Raw genomic sequence first — 14,400 nt, 5'->3', positions numbered from 1 at the left:
AAACACCATGACTATCAAAGCCATCAACGTGCGCAACCAGTTCAAGGGCACCATCAAGGAAATCGTGGTCGGCGACGTGCTCTCGGAAATCGACGTGCAGACCGCCTCGGGCATCGTCACGTCGGTGATCACCACGCGCTCGGTCAAAGAGCTGGAACTGGTGATCGGCAGTGAAGTAATCGCCTTTGTGAAATCCACTGAGGTGTCGATTGCCAAGTTGTGAGTGGCGTCGCTTGTGAGATCGCTATCGCAGGCAAGCCCGCTCCCACACTCGACGGTGTTCACACATCAACATGTGGGAGCGGGCTTGCCCGCGATGAGGCCCGTTTGGGCAAATACTGCGGCAAGTAGAGCCCCACATACGCATCAAACACCCGTATCCCTTCCTCCGCCATGCGCGGCGTGATTCGCCCATGCTGATGCACCGAGCGCGCATATACGCGGTCGCTCAACTCCAGCGCCAGGGCAAATACATCCACATCGGTGGGTAGCGTTGGCACTTCAAAGTGGCGGTTGAACACGGCCAGCATCAGATCACCCAACTCCAGATCATGCTGACGGTCGGCCTGGGTCACTTCAGTGAGCCCGTGCTGGGTGAGGATCAACTGGCGCGCGACAGCATCGTGCTCGTAGATGCTGAGCATTCGCTGCTCGACCACAGAGGACAGGTCGCGCCATTGCTTGAGTGAGTCATGCTTGATGGGCGCCTCGATGGCCGCACGGAAAGCCGCGTGCACATCTGCCGTCAGCGCTTGCAGTAACGCAGGCACACTGGCGAAAAAGTGGTACACCGACGACGCCGGAATCTGCGCGCGCTTGGCCACGCTGTAGATCGACAACCCGGCCACGCCTTCGGCTGCCAGCAAAGTGCGGGCGGCGTCGAGGATCACGTCGATCCGTGCCTGGCTGCGAGCGCGGGGTTTGCGAGTGGCGGCGGGGTGGGCGGGCATGGAAGTCTCCTACAAGGCAGCAGGCATTGTATGAGCAGGAAGATGTGTTGTCTGCCAGGGCCTCATCGCAGGCAAGCCAGCTCCCACCTTTGAATGTATTCACAAATCAAAATGTGGGAGCTGGCTTGCCTGCGATGGATACACCTCGGTCGCCCGGAAGAAACCCATAAAAAAACGCCGCAAGCCAAAAGCCTGCGGCGTTCTCTCAATACAACCAACGCTTACACGGTATGCAGGTACCAGTTGTATTCAAGGTCGGAGATGGAGTGTTCAAACTCTTCCAGCTCACTTTCCTTGCAGGCGACGAAAATATCGATGTATTTGGGATCGATGTACCGCGCCATCACTTCACTGTCGTCCAGCTCGCGCAAGGCATCGCGCAGGTTGTTCGGCAGGCTTTGTTCGTTCTGCTCGTAGCTGTTGCCCTCCACCGGCGCATTCGGCTCGATCTTGTTGGTCAGGCCGTGGTGCACGCCCGCCAGGACCGAAGCCATCAGCAGGTAAGGGTTGGCATCGGCGCCGGCCACGCGGTGCTCGATACGCACCGCATCGGACGAGCCGGTGGGTACGCGAATCGCCACGGTGCGGTTGTCCAGGCCCCAGCACGGCGAGTTCGGCACGTAGAACTGTGCGCCGAACCGACGGTAGGAGTTGACGTTCGGGCACAGGAACGCCATCTGGGCGGGCAGGGTCTCGAGCACACCGCCGATCGCGTGACGCAATGCGGCGTTCTGCTCGGGATCCTCGCTGGCAAAGATGTTCTTGCCGTCTTTGTCCAGGATCGAAATGTGTACGTGCAACCCATTGCCTGCCTGGCCCGGGTAAGGCTTGGCCATGAAGGTGGTGTCCATCTCATGGTCGTAGGCGATGTTTTTGATCAGACGCTTGAGCAGAACCGCGTAGTCGCAGGCCTTGATCGGGTCGGCAACGTGGTGCAGGTTCACTTCGAACTGTGCCGGGGCACTTTCCTTGACGATGGCGTCAGCCGGGATGCCTTGCTCTTTGGCACCTTCCAGAATGTCCTGGAGGCAGTCGACGTATTCGTCGAGGTCGTCGATCAGGTAGACCTGTGTCGAGTGCGGGCGTTTGCCGGAGATCGGCGAGCGGGGCGGTTGCGGTCGGCCGTTCACGTTCTCCTGGTCGATCAGGTAGAACTCAAGTTCGAAGGCGGCGCAGATGGTCAGGCCAAGATCGTCGAACTTGCTTACCACCTGGCGCAAGACTTCGCGAGGATCGGCGAAGAACGGTTCACCTTCAAGTTCGTGCATGGTCATCAGCAGTTGCGCGGTGGGGCGCTTTTGCCAGGGTTCATTACACAGGGTGTCGGGGATCGGATAACAGATTCGGTCAGCATCACCGATGTCTAGACCCAGGCCGGTGCTTTCCACCGTCGAGCCGTTGATATCCAGGGCAAATAAAGAGGCAGGCAGGTTAATGCCCTTCTCGTAAACCTTGTGGAGGCTGGTGCGTTCGATGCGCTTGCCGCGCACCACACCATTCATATCCGCAATTAGAAGGTCTACGTACAGAACCTCAGGATGATCCTTAAGGAACGCGTTCGCTTCGTTAAGCTGAACGGCACGCGGGGGTACCGACATGATGCAACACCTTTGTTGTTAAAAATATCAATCATTGATCTTTTCTGGTTTCAGTCAACCCGAACGGCATGCCGAAGTCAAGCGAGGCCTTTTTTGCCCTGAAAAAGCGCCGAGTGGCCTTTTTTGGGGCTTTTTGCGGCGTTTTTTTGGGTTTGAAAGGCTATGCAGTCGCAGGCTAAAGCGGGCCGTGTTGTATTTTTTACGGGGGTGTTGTGTAAAAAAATGAACAAGGCTAAGCTCGATTCAAACCCATAACAGCAATAATACCGGGGTGCTTCATGTCTCTCCTGCCGCCACTCGGCGTCTCGACGCGCATCAGACAAGTCTTGTCATCTGTCCATTTATTCCTCGCGAAACACCGCGAACCGGCCAATATTCTTGACGCCCGGACCGGCCTCTTTTTTGCCTCCTCGTTTGCACCGCTGCAGCAAATGGCAGGTAAGCTCCCAACCTGAACGAAAAAAACGACGCGGATGCTGCGTCAACCAACGCCTGGCCTTTAATGGACGCCAGGAAACCCAGCCCAGAGGCATTTATGAGTAACAACCTCGACCAGCTCACCGATTGGTTGAAAGACCACAAGATCACAGAAGTCGAATGCATGATTGGCGACCTCACCGGTATCACCCGGGGCAAGATCTCGCCGACCAACAAGTTCATCGCCGAAAAAGGCATGCGCCTGCCCGAGAGCGTGCTGTTGCAGACCGTGACCGGCGACTATGTCGAAGACGACATCTATTACGAATTGCTCGACCCGGCCGACATCGACATGATCTGCCGCCCCGACCAGAATGCGGTGTACCTGGTGCCCTGGGCCATCGAGCCCACCGCCCAGGTGATTCACGACACCTACGACAAGCAAGGCAACCCCATCGAGCTGTCGCCGCGCAACGTGCTCAAGAAAGTCCTCAAGCTCTACGCCGACAAAGGTTGGCAGCCCATCGTGGCGCCGGAGATGGAGTTCTACCTGACCAAGCGCTGCGAAGACCCGGACTTCCCGTTGCAACCGCCGATTGGCCGTTCCGGGCGCCCGGAGACCGGCCGCCAGTCCTTCTCCATCGAAGCGGCCAACGAATTCGACCCGCTGTTCGAAGACGTCTACGACTGGTGCGAACTGCAGGAGCTGGACCTCGACACCCTGATCCACGAGGACGGCACCGCACAGATGGAAATCAACTTCCGTCACGGCGACGCGCTGTCCCTGGCCGACCAGATCCTCGTGTTCAAGCGCACCATGCGCGAAGCCGCGCTCAAGCACAATGTGGCCGCCACCTTCATGGCCAAGCCCATGACCGGCGAGCCGGGCAGCGCGATGCACTTGCACCAGAGCATCATCGACATCGCCACCGGCAAGAACGTCTTTTCCAACGAAGACGGGACCATGAGCCAGCTGTTCCTCAACCACATTGGCGGCCTGCAGAAATTCATCCCCGAATTGCTGCCGTTGTTTGCGCCCAACGTGAACTCGTTCCGCCGCTTCCTGCCCGACACCTCGGCGCCGGTGAACGTGGAGTGGGGTGAAGAAAACCGCACCGTCGGCCTGCGCGTACCGGATGCCGGCCCGCAGAACCGCCGCGTCGAAAACCGCCTGCCGGGCGCCGACGCCAACCCGTATCTGGCGATTGCCGCCAGCCTGCTGTGTGGCTACATCGGCATGGTCGAGCAGCACAACCCCAGCGCGCCGGTGGTGGGCCGAGGTTACGAGCGCCGCAACCTGCGGCTGCCGTTGACCATCGAAGACGCCCTGGAACGCATGGAAAACAGCAAGACCATCGAGAAATACCTCGGGCAGAAATTCATCACCGGCTACGTCGCCGTCAAGCGGGCCGAGCATGAAAACTTCAAGCGCGTGATCAGTTCGTGGGAGCGGGAATTCCTGCTCTTCGCCGTCTGATGCGCCGGGCGCGCCGTGCACACGGCGCGCCCTACACCGAACCAGGAGACCTGTATGTCCAGCAACAACCCGCAAACCCGTGAATGGCAAGCCTTGAGCAACGATCACCACTTGGCGCCGTTCAGCGACTTCAAGCAATTGAAAGAGAAAGGCCCGAGGATCATCACCAAGGCCCACGGCGTTTACCTGTGGGACAGCGAAGGCAACAAGATCCTCGACGGCATGGCCGGCCTGTGGTGCGTAGCCATTGGCTACGGTCGCGATGAATTGGCCGACGCTGCCGCCAAACAGATGAAAGCACTGCCCTACTACAACCTGTTCTTCCAGACCGCCCACCCGCCGGCCCTGGAGTTGGCCAAGGCCATCGCCGACGTCGCGCCCGCCGGCATGAATCATGTGTTCTTCGCCGGCTCCGGTTCCGAAGGCAACGACACCATGTTGCGCATGGTCCGCCACTATTGGGCGATCAAGGGCCAGCCGAACAAGAAAACCATCATCAGCCGCAAGAATGGCTATCACGGTTCCACCGTGGCTGGCGCCAGCCTTGGCGGCATGACCTATATGCACGAGCAGGGCGACCTGCCGATCCCGGGCATTACCCACATCGCGCAGCCGTACTGGTTTGGCGAAGGTGGCGACATGAGCCCGGAGGCATTCGGCGTGTGGGCCGCCGACCAACTGGAAGCCAGGATTCTGGAGCTGGGCGTGGACAACGTCGGCGCCTTTATTGCCGAGCCGATCCAGGGGGCAGGTGGCGTGATCGTGCCGCCTGCGACCTACTGGCCGCGCATCAAGGAAATTCTGGCGAAGTACGACATTCTGTTTGTCGCCGACGAAGTGATCTGTGGCTTCGGCCGTACCGGTGAGTGGTTCGGCAGCGACTTCTACGGGCTCAAGCCGCACATGATGACCATCGCCAAGGGCCTGACCTCGGGCTACATCCCCATGGGCGGCCTGATCGTGCACGACGACGTGGTGGCGGTGCTCAATGAAGGCGGTGATTTCAACCACGGCTTCACCTACTCCGGGCATCCGGTGGCGGCGGCGGTGGCGCTGGAAAACATCCGTATCCTGCGCGATGAGAAAATCATCCAGCGTGTGCAGGCTGAAACGGCACCGTATTTGCAGAAACGCCTGCGGGAACTGGCTGATCACCCTCTGGTGGGCGAAGTGCGTGGTGTGGGCATGCTCGGTGCCATCGAGCTGGTGCAGGACAAGGCCACTCGCAAGCGTTATGAAGGCCGCGGCGCGGGCATGATCTGTCGCACCTTCTGCTTCGACAATGGCCTGATCATGCGCGCCGTGGGCGACACCATGATCATTTCGCCGCCGTTGGTGATCAGCCAGGCCGAAATCGACGAGTTGGTCACCAAAGCGCGCAAGTGCCTGGACCTGACCTTGGCCCAATTGCAGGGCTAAGTGCTAGTCTCCGCAGGCAGCAACTTACGCAGGCTGTGGCGATTAAAGAAAAAAATTTGGAGCATCAAAATAATGAAGGCATCAGGTTTGAAAAACGCTGGCAAGACCCTTCTCGCCTTATCCTTGATGGGCGCAATGGCGGGCGCGGCCCAGGCAGACAGCAAAGTGCTGCACGTGTACAACTGGTCCGACTATATTGCGCCGGACACCATCGCCAACTTTGAAAAAGAGTCGGGCATCAAAGTGGTGTACGACGTGTTCGACAGCAACGAAACCCTGGAAGCCAAGTTGCTGGCAGGCAAGTCCGGCTACGACATTGTCGTGCCGTCGAACAACTTCCTCGCCAAGCAGATCAAGGCCGGTGTGTACCAGGAACTGGACACGTCCAAGTTGCCCAACTACAGCAACCTGAACAAATCCCTGCTCAAGGCCGTGTCGGTCAGCGATCCGGGCAACAAGCACGCATTCCCCTACATGTGGGGCTCGATCGGCATCGGCTACAACCCGGAGAAGGTCAAGGCTGCGCTGGGCGTGGACAAGATCGACTCGTGGGACGTGCTGATGAAGCCGGAAAACATCGCCAAGCTCAAAAGCTGCGGCGTGAGCTTCCTCGACTCGCCAACCGAAATGCTGCCGATTGCCCTGCATTACCTGGGCCTGCCAACCGACAGCCAGAAGAAAGACGACCTCAAGCAAGCCGAAGCGCTGTTCCTGAAGATCCGTCCTTCGATCGGCTACTTTCACTCGTCCAAGTACATCTCGGACCTGGCCAACGGCAACATCTGCGTAGCCGTGGGTTACTCGGGTGACATCCAGCAGGCCAAGTCCCGCGCGGCCGAAGCCGGTGGCAAGGTCAAAGTGGCCTACGACATTCCCAAGGAAGGCGCCGGCAGCTTCTTCGACATGGTCGCCATTCCCAAGGATGCCGAAAACGTCGATGCCGCCTATAAGTTCATGAACTACCTGCTCAAGCCGGAAGTGATGGCGTCGATCACCAACAGCGTGCGTTTCCCGAACGGTAACGAGAAGGCTACCGCACTGGTCGATAAAGACATCACCAGCGACCCGGGCATCTACCCGCCAGCCGACGTGCAAGCCAAGCTGTATGCGATTGCCGACCTGCCGGCTGCTACCCAGCGCGAGATGACCCGCAGCTGGACCAAGATCAAATCGGGCAAGTAAGCCCTGCTGCCTGTGGGAGGGCGCAAACGCCCTCCCACACATTAATTAAATGAAAGAAAGTTTTGCCGGATCGGTTTATCGAAGGTAAGTTGCGCGCCGGTTTTGTTGCCGGGCAACAACTTCAGGGCCAACTATTGAAGAGGACCTCCACTTGCCAATTTCTTTATTTCGCAAAGCCTTGCTGGTGGGTGCAGGTATCACGCTGGCTGTCAGCGTGCAGGCTGCACCCACCGTGCATATTTATAACTGGTCGGACTACATCGGTCCCGACACCCTGGCCAACTTCGAAAAGGCCACCGGCATCAAGCCCGTGTACGACGTGTTTGATTCCAACGAAACCCTGGAAGGCAAGCTGTTGGCCGGCCGCACCGGCTATGACGTGGTGGTGCCGTCCAACCATTTTCTGGGCAAGCAGATCAAAGCCGGGGCGTTCCAGAAGCTCGACAAGTCACTGCTGACACACTACGCCAACCTCGACCCGGCCCTGCTCAAACGCCTGGAAAAGAATGACCCGGGCAACGCGTACGCCGTGCCGTACCTGTGGGGCACCAACGGCATCGGCTACAACGTCGATAAAGTGAAAGAGGTGCTGGGCGTCGACCACATCGATTCCTGGGCGGTGCTGTTCGAGCCGGAAAACATGAAGAAACTCGCCAGCTGCGGCGTGTCGTTCATGGACTCGGCGGATGAAATGCTGCCGGCGGTGCTCAACTACATGGGCCTTGACCCCAACAGCACCAACCCTGCCGATTACAAGAAGGCCGAGGAAAAGCTGCTCAAAGTGCGGCCCTACGTGACCTATTTCCACTCCTCCAAATACATCTCGGACCTGGCCAACGGCAATATCTGCGTGGCGGCCGGTTTCTCCGGCGACGTGTTCCAGGCCAAGGCCCGCGCGGCCGAGGCAGGCAAGGGCGTGAACATCGCCTACGCGATTCCCAAGGAAGGCGGCAACCTGTGGTTCGACGTGTTGGCGATTCCCAAGGATGCCACCAACGTCAAAGAGGCCCACGCCTTCATCAACTATTTGCTGCAACCTGAGGTGATCGCCCAGGTCAGTGATTACGTCGGTTACGCCAACCCCAACCCGGGGTCGGACACGCTGATGGAGCAATCGATACGCACCGACGCAGCGGTTTACCCACCGCAGGCGGTTCTCGACCGGACATTCGTCAACTTCGAGCTACCCCCGAAGGTGCAACGCTTGATGACCCGTAGCTGGACCAAGGTCAAGACGGGCAAGTAGCGCTCAACTTATCCAGGGTTCGCCCGCATTGGGCGAGCTGCACTCTTTTTTTGGGAGTTTCGTAAATGGCTGTTGCCTCCGGCGCCTACAAGAAAGCCCTCGAGGGCGACCAGACACCGAAAAAGGTGTTGGTCAAAATCGACCGGGTCACGAAGAAGTTCGACGAGACGATTGCCGTGGACGATGTGTCCCTGGAAATCAAGAAAGGCGAGATCTTCGCTTTGCTCGGCGGTTCGGGGTCGGGCAAGTCCACCCTGCTGCGCATGCTCGCGGGTTTCGAGCGTCCGACCGAAGGCCGCATCTACCTCGACGGTGTAGACATCACCGACATGCCGCCCTACGAGCGGCCGATCAACATGATGTTCCAGTCCTACGCCTTGTTTCCGCACATGACCGTGGCGCAGAACATCGCCTTCGGCCTGCAACAGGACAAGATCCCCAAGGCCGAAGTCGATGCCCGTGTGGCCGAGATGCTCAAGCTGGTGCAGATGAGCCAGTATGCCAAACGCAAGCCGCACCAATTGTCCGGCGGCCAGCGTCAGCGTGTGGCCCTGGCCCGTTCTCTGGCCAAGCGCCCGAAGCTGCTGCTGCTCGATGAACCAATGGGCGCGCTGGACAAGAAACTGCGCTCGCAGATGCAGCTCGAGCTGGTGGAGATCATCGAGCGCGTCGGCGTGACCTGCGTGATGGTCACCCACGACCAGGAAGAGGCCATGACCATGGCCGAGCGCATCGCGATCATGCACCTGGGCTGGATCGCGCAGATCGGCAGCCCGATCGATATCTACGAAACGCCGACCAGCCGTCTGGTGTGCGAATTCATCGGCAACGTCAACATCTTCGAAACCCAGGTGGTGGACGACGCCGAAGGCCACGCGGTGCTCAAGTGCCCGGACCTGGACCGCGATATCTACGTGGGCTACGGCATCGCCACCTCGGTGGAAGACAAGTCGGTGACCTACGCCATCCGCCCGGAAAAACTGCTGGTCACCTCCGAGATGCCAACGGGCGAACACAACTGGTCCAGCGGCAAGGTGCACGACATTGCCTACCTGGGTGGCCACTCGGTGTTCTACGTGGAGCTGCCGAGCGGCAAGCTGGTGCAGTCCTTCGTCGCCAACGCCGAGCGCCGTGGCCAGCGCCCCACCTGGGGTGATCAGGTATACGTGTGGTGGGAAGACGACAGCGGCGTGGTACTGCGCTCATGAACACCAAAAAACTCAAGCGGCGCTTGAACCGCCTCGTTCCCAATGGCAAGCAGGTCGTCATCGGGATTCCGTTCCTGTGGCTGTTCCTGTTTTTTGCACTGCCGTTTTTCATCGTACTGAAAATCAGCTTTGCCGAAGCCGATGTGGCGATCCCGCCGTACACCGAGATCTACACCTACGTCGAGCAGAAGCTGCAAGTGGTGCTGAACCTGGCCAACTACAGCTTGTTGGCGGGCGACGAACTGTACATCGCCGCCTACCTCGGCTCGCTGAAAATGGCGTTTTTCAGCACGCTGCTGTGCCTGTTGATCGGCTACCCGATGGCCTACGCCATCGCCACCGCGCGCAAAGAGATGCAGACCGTGCTGGTGCTGCTGATCATGATGCCGACCTGGACCGCGATCCTGATCCGCGTGTATGCGTGGATGGGCATCCTTAGCAACAACGGGCTGCTCAATGGCTTCCTGATGTCCATGGGGCTGATCAGCGAGCCGCTGCAGATCCTCAACACCAACATTGCGGTGTACATCGGCGTGGTCTATTCGTACCTGCCGTTCATGATCCTGCCGCTGTACGCCAACCTGGTGAAGCACGATCAGAGCCTGCTGGAAGCCGCATCGGACCTCGGTTCGAGCACCTTCAACAGCTTTTGGAAAATCACCGTGCCACTGTCCAAGAACGGCATCATTGCCGGGTGCATGCTGGTGTTTATCCCGGTGGTGGGCGAGTTCGTGATTCCTGAACTGCTGGGCGGCCCGGAAACCCTGATGATCGGTAAAGTGCTGTGGCAGGAATTCTTCAATAACCGTGACTGGCCGGTGGCGTCCGCCCTGGCGGTGGTGATGCTGGCGATCCTGATCGTGCCGATCATCCTGTTCAACCGCAGCCAGGCCAAAGAGCTGGAGGGCAAGATATGAAGCGCTTTCGTTTCTCCAGCTTCATGCTGGTCGCAGGCTTGTTGTTCATCTACCTGCCGATGTTGATCCTGGTGATCTACTCGTTCAACGAATCCAAACTGGTAACGGTGTGGGGCGGTTGGTCGGTCAAGTGGTACGTGGGCCTGCTGGACAACAGCCAACTGATGGGCTCGGTGGCGCGCTCGCTGGAGATCGCCTGCTACACGGCGGTGGCGGCCGTGGCGCTGGGCACCCTGGCGGCCTTCGTGCTGACGCGCATCAGCCAGTTCAAGGGCCGCACGCTGTTCGGCGGCCTGGTGACCGCGCCGCTGGTGATGCCCGAAGTGATCACCGGTCTGTCGCTGTTGCTGCTGTTCGTGGCCATGGCGCAACTGATCGGTTGGCCCCAGGAGCGTGGCATCGTCACCATCTGGATCGCCCACACCACGTTCTGTGCGGCGTACGTGGCAGTGGTGGTGTCGGCGCGGCTGCGTGAGCTGGACCTGTCGATTGAAGAGGCGGCGATGGACCTGGGCGCGCGGCCGTGGAAGGTGTTCTTCCTGATCACCATCCCGATGATCGCACCGTCGCTGGCGGCGGGCGGCATGATGTCGTTTGCACTGTCGCTGGACGACCTGGTACTGGCCAGCTTCGTGTCGGGGCCGGGTTCGACCACCTTGCCGATGGAAGTGTTCTCGGCGGTGCGTCTGGGGGTCAAACCCGAGATCAACGCCGTGGCGAGTTTGATTCTGCTGGCGGTGTCGCTGGTGACGTTCCTGGTGTGGTTCTTCAGCCGGCGCGCCGAAGAGCATCGCAAGAAGGCGATCCAGCAAGCCATCGAAGAAGCAGCGGCGGATAGCTGGCAACAGCCGGACAAGCGTCGGGCGCCGGCTCCGATTTAAAATGTGGGAGGGGGCTTGCTCCCGATTGCAGGGTGTCAGTCAATTGTGGGAGCGGCGGTTCGACGATTCGATTTGCCCGCGAAGGCGACCGTGGGCCGCAGCGCTGGGCCATTCCTGGCCCAGCGCGGCTAACCCGGCGGCCTGAGAGCGGGCCGGTATGGGGTGTGAACGCGATCAAATGTGGGAGCTGGCTTGCCTGCGAAGGCGGTAGTCCAGCAAACATTGATATTGACTGACCCACCGCCTTCGCGGGCAAGCCCGCTCCCACATGGGATGTGCGCTTAACTGGCAAGCCCATTCCCACATTTAATTACATTTCAAGTTGATTACGCTGCCCACGGCGACGTGCGAATCACCTGCACAAAATTCGTCGGCTTGAACCCCGGCACCTGGTCCAGCAGAACATCGGTCTTTACGTTGCCAAACGCGGTCTGCGGACGATGGCGCAAGCCGTCGGCAAATGCGCAGATGATGCACTCCTTGAACCCCTCACCGCGTGGATGCGCATGCACCACAGCCTCGCGCTGCGCGCCGCTCAAGACGGTGGCTTATCAATGCGGCTTTCGCGATGCACAGCACATGCGCAGGGTGTTCAGCCGCCGGCTGGGGGTGACGCCGCAGCGGTTCAGGCTCAACTTCGCCGCACCGGTTTGAGGCACCGGTTTGAGAGTGCCGCTCGACCAATGCCTACCGCGCTGGCAGCAGCTTGAGCGTGCCGCGCGTGTTGGCGGTGACTTCCTCGTCGCTGAAATGCGCCTGTTCGTAACCGCCTTCGATGTAGGTCTGTGCCTGGTCGCTGTAATGCGCGTCGAACGGCACTCCACTTTGCCCGACCGGGTTGATGGTGAGGGCGTGGGCGGCGTCGGCGAAGTCGATCAGGCGTCGGGTAGAGGGGCCGTAGGTGACGGGCCAGGGCGCCGGGCCGATAGGGGCTGACTGGTTGTTCGGCACTTCGTGGGTGCCGGGCGCCGGGAAGGGGCCGACGTTGACGATCTGGTCCAGCGGTTTCTGCGAGCCCAGCGGGTGGCCGTGGGTCAGGGTGTGCGCCTTGCCCCATTGCCACTGCGTCGGGTCCTCACCGAAGGTGGCCTTCAAATGGCTCAGGCTGTTGTCCCAGGCGCGTTTGACGGTGTCGGCGCGCTTGCCGTCCCACCAGGGCGAGTCCGCTGACGCGGCCAGGCGCGGCAGCGCGGCGTCGATCACGCGAGTGCTGAGCAGGGTCTTGAACAGTGCGTCGCCGAGTTTCGGCTGGAACGCCGCCTCGGCGAGGTTGAACAGCAATTGGTTGAACAGCGTGGCACTGGTGGAGTCGAGCGGGTAATCACCTTTCCACACCGCCAGTTGCTCCACCAACCGCAACTGGGCCGGGTCCTTGACCACCTCGCGCAGCACCGGCAACAACGGCGCCAGCAGGCGCGGGCCGAACGCTGTGGTGGTGCCCATTTGCAGGGCCTGGCTGTTGGTGACGTTCCACTTCACGCTGTTGTCGCTCAACTGCATATTCAACTGCTGACCCCGGTCGGGCAGGTTGTAATAGCCGGGGATTTCCATGCCGGTCGGCGATACCGGCTGGGCATTGGCGGACACCACGTAACCCCGCGCCGGGTTTTCTTCCTGCGGGTTGGCGCTGAACGGATAGAAGCCCAGTTTGTCGCCTTCGTGTGTGCTGCCGTCGAGGATCAACCCGGCTTTCACGCCAGGCGGGCGAATCGGCAATTGCGCCGCCGCCCACCAGCCAATGTCGCCCTTGGCGTTGGCCCACACGATATTCAGGCCCGGCGCCGACACTTTGGAAGACGCGGCGCGCGCCTTGTCCAGGGTGTCGGCGCGATTGAGTTCGTAGAAACCTTCAAGGCTGCGGTTGTCGGTGTCGAGAAATGCCCACCACATGGCAATCGGCGTCGTGCCGGTGTTATCGCCGAGCACGTTATTGATGACCGGGCCGTGGGGCGAGCGGCGCAGGGTGAGGGTGACCGGCTCCTGGCCCTTGACCGCAATCTGCTGCTCGCTGCTGGTCATGTCCACCCATTGGCCGTGGTACCAGACCTGGTTGGGGTTGTCCGGGTTGGTCTTCTCGGCGATCAGGTCGAGGTCATCGTTCTGGAACATGGTCAGGCTCCAGCCGAAGTCCAGGTTGTGCCCCAGAAACGCCGTCGGCGACAGTGCGTTGTGGTAGCCGTACAGCTCAAAACCCGGCGCCGACAGCTGAGCCTCGTACCACACCGACGGCACCGAAAAGCGAATATGTGGATCGCCCGCCAGCAACGGCTTGCCGCTCTGCGTGCGGCTGCCACTGATGGCCCAGGCGTTGCTGCCTTCGAACTGTGGCAAGCCGTTGTCGGCCAGGGCTTGGTCGCTCAACCGGGCGAGGGCGCCAAGGTGTTGCCAGTCGCGGGTCGCCAGGTTCAGCGCTCCCCTGGGTTGCCAGTCGAGGTCGAAGACCTTCAGGTAGTCGCTGCCCAACTGGTCGTGGATATAGGTCAGCAACGGCTCGGTGCGAAACGCGGCGGCAAAGCTGTAGGCCATGTACCCGGCGACGCTGACGCTGTCCTCGGCGGTGAACGGTCGCTTGGCAATGCCCAACACGTCGAACTCCAGGGGGCTGGGGTGGCCGGCCTGATACTGGTTGATTCCGTCGAGGTAGGCTTGCAGGGCTTTCCAGGTCGCGGACTCGTGATCCATGTGCGCCACATAGTCAGCGGCGCGCTCGCGAATGCGCAGGCTGCGAAACAGCTTGTCGGTCTCCAACAGTTTGGGCCCCAGCACCTCGGCCAGTTCGCCACGGGCCAGACGCCGCATCATCTCCATCTGGAACAGCCGGTCCTGGGCCTGCACATAGCCGAGGGCGCGATACAGGTCTGCCTCGTTGCCAGCGCGAATGTGCGGCACGCCGCGCTCGTCGTAGCGCACGGTGACCGAGCCTTGCAGGTTGGCCAGTGTCACCGTGCCCTGGCGGGTCGGCTGTTTGCTGTAGACATACCCGCCAACGCCGGCGATGACGGCGACAATCAGCAGGGCAAGCACGATCAGGCTGCGTTTCATGGACGGTCCTTGGTCAGTCGCCTTCAAAGGTCATCGAAGTCTAATGGGTTTGGCGATGAAATG

General features: G+C 60.4%; 11 protein-coding genes and 2 pseudogenes. 9 read left to right on the top strand and 4 right to left on the bottom strand.

What is annotated here, in order from left to right:
* Positions 1 to 7 precede the first annotated feature (7 nt).
* Positions 8 to 223, top strand: a complete 216-nt coding sequence (locus H045_RS19665; RefSeq protein WP_003176783.1) for a TOBE domain-containing protein — start codon at positions 8 to 10, stop codon at positions 221 to 223.
* Between the two features lie 58 nt (positions 224 to 281).
* Here the strand turns inward: H045_RS19665 and H045_RS19660 are convergent, their stop codons facing one another.
* Both H045_RS19660 and H045_RS19655 read right to left on the bottom strand, forming a co-directional pair.
* A complete protein-coding gene (locus H045_RS19660) occupies positions 282 to 950 on the bottom strand; it encodes a TetR/AcrR family transcriptional regulator (protein WP_015373249.1) in 669 nt (222 codons plus the stop codon).
* A 221-nt stretch (positions 951 to 1,171) separates the two neighbouring features.
* On the bottom strand, positions 1,172 to 2,548 hold the full coding sequence (locus H045_RS19655) for a glutamine synthetase family protein (RefSeq protein ID WP_003234758.1): 1,377 nt from the start codon (positions 2,546 to 2,548) through the stop codon (positions 1,172 to 1,174).
* A 535-nt stretch (positions 2,549 to 3,083) separates the two neighbouring features.
* Here H045_RS19655 and H045_RS19650 point away from each other — a divergent pair.
* The 7 genes from H045_RS19650 (at position 3,084) to H045_RS19620 (ending at position 11,295) form a co-directional block, all read left to right on the top strand.
* Positions 3,084 to 4,442 (top strand): glutamine synthetase family protein, encoded by a 1,359-nt coding sequence (locus H045_RS19650; protein WP_003234756.1) that lies wholly within the window; start codon positions 3,084 to 3,086, stop codon positions 4,440 to 4,442.
* Between the two features lie 54 nt (positions 4,443 to 4,496).
* Entirely contained in the window at positions 4,497 to 5,861 is a 1,365-nt protein-coding gene (locus H045_RS19645) for an aspartate aminotransferase family protein (protein WP_003234754.1), read from the top strand.
* 87 nt (positions 5,862 to 5,948) lie between these two features.
* Positions 5,949 to 7,043 carry a polyamine ABC transporter substrate-binding protein gene (locus H045_RS19640; RefSeq protein ID WP_003234753.1) on the top strand — a complete coding sequence of 365 codons (1,095 nt, stop codon included), beginning with the start codon at positions 5,949 to 5,951 and terminating at the stop codon, positions 7,041 to 7,043.
* A gap of 151 nt (positions 7,044 to 7,194) precedes the next feature.
* Positions 7,195 to 8,289 carry a polyamine ABC transporter substrate-binding protein gene (locus H045_RS19635; protein ID WP_003234751.1) on the top strand — a complete coding sequence of 365 codons (1,095 nt, stop codon included), beginning with the start codon at positions 7,195 to 7,197 and terminating at the stop codon, positions 8,287 to 8,289.
* A 65-nt stretch (positions 8,290 to 8,354) separates the two neighbouring features.
* Positions 8,355 to 9,497: an ABC transporter ATP-binding protein gene (locus tag H045_RS19630; RefSeq protein ID WP_003234749.1), complete on the top strand. Its 1,143-nt coding sequence runs from the start codon at positions 8,355 to 8,357 to the stop codon at positions 9,495 to 9,497.
* Positions 9,494 to 10,414, top strand: a complete 921-nt coding sequence (locus H045_RS19625; RefSeq protein WP_003234748.1) for an ABC transporter permease subunit — start codon at positions 9,494 to 9,496, stop codon at positions 10,412 to 10,414. The genes H045_RS19630 and H045_RS19625 overlap by 4 nt, the downstream gene beginning before the upstream one ends.
* On the top strand, positions 10,411 to 11,295 hold the full coding sequence (locus H045_RS19620) for an ABC transporter permease subunit (RefSeq protein WP_003234746.1): 885 nt from the start codon (positions 10,411 to 10,413) through the stop codon (positions 11,293 to 11,295). Before H045_RS19625 ends, H045_RS19620 begins: the two co-directional genes overlap by 4 nt.
* A gap of 326 nt (positions 11,296 to 11,621) precedes the next feature.
* Here the strand turns inward: H045_RS19620 and H045_RS19615 are convergent.
* Positions 11,622 to 11,831: pseudogene (locus tag H045_RS19615) on the bottom strand (metal-dependent phosphohydrolase); the annotation flags it as partial.
* Here H045_RS19615 and H045_RS24725 point away from each other — a divergent pair.
* Positions 11,824 to 11,949, top strand: a pseudogene (locus H045_RS24725) (AraC family transcriptional regulator); the annotation flags it as partial. The pseudogenes H045_RS19615 and H045_RS24725 overlap by 8 nt on opposite strands.
* A 33-nt stretch (positions 11,950 to 11,982) precedes the next feature.
* Here H045_RS24725 and H045_RS19610 read toward each other — a convergent pair.
* The gene (locus H045_RS19610; protein ID WP_015373247.1) at positions 11,983 to 14,337 is read right to left on the bottom strand and encodes a penicillin acylase family protein; all 2,355 of its coding nucleotides are present in this window, start codon (positions 14,335 to 14,337) and stop codon (positions 11,983 to 11,985) included.
* Positions 14,338 to 14,400: the final 63 nt, after the last annotated feature.

Source organism: Pseudomonas poae RE*1-1-14, assembly GCF_000336465.1.
Taxonomy (GTDB): domain Bacteria; phylum Pseudomonadota; class Gammaproteobacteria; order Pseudomonadales; family Pseudomonadaceae; genus Aquipseudomonas; species Aquipseudomonas poae.
Note: the sequence above shows the minus strand (reverse complement) of the source record. Positions and strands in the feature narration are given on the sequence as shown.

Coding starts and splice junctions, on each gene's coding strand:
- H045_RS19620 (WP_003234746.1), top strand. CDS start 10,411: ATGAAGCGCTTTCGTTTCTCCAGCTTCATGCTGGTCGCAGGCTTGTTG.
- H045_RS19660 (WP_015373249.1), bottom strand. CDS start 950: ATGCCCGCCCACCCCGCCGCCACTCGCAAACCCCGCGCTCGCAGCCAG.
- H045_RS19650 (WP_003234756.1), top strand. CDS start 3,084: ATGAGTAACAACCTCGACCAGCTCACCGATTGGTTGAAAGACCACAAG.
- H045_RS19630 (WP_003234749.1), top strand. CDS start 8,355: ATGGCTGTTGCCTCCGGCGCCTACAAGAAAGCCCTCGAGGGCGACCAG.
- H045_RS19645 (WP_003234754.1), top strand. CDS start 4,497: ATGTCCAGCAACAACCCGCAAACCCGTGAATGGCAAGCCTTGAGCAAC.
- H045_RS19665 (WP_003176783.1), top strand. CDS start 8: ATGACTATCAAAGCCATCAACGTGCGCAACCAGTTCAAGGGCACCATC.
- H045_RS19655 (WP_003234758.1), bottom strand. CDS start 2,548: ATGTCGGTACCCCCGCGTGCCGTTCAGCTTAACGAAGCGAACGCGTTC.
- H045_RS19610 (WP_015373247.1), bottom strand. CDS start 14,337: ATGAAACGCAGCCTGATCGTGCTTGCCCTGCTGATTGTCGCCGTCATC.
- H045_RS19625 (WP_003234748.1), top strand. CDS start 9,494: ATGAACACCAAAAAACTCAAGCGGCGCTTGAACCGCCTCGTTCCCAAT.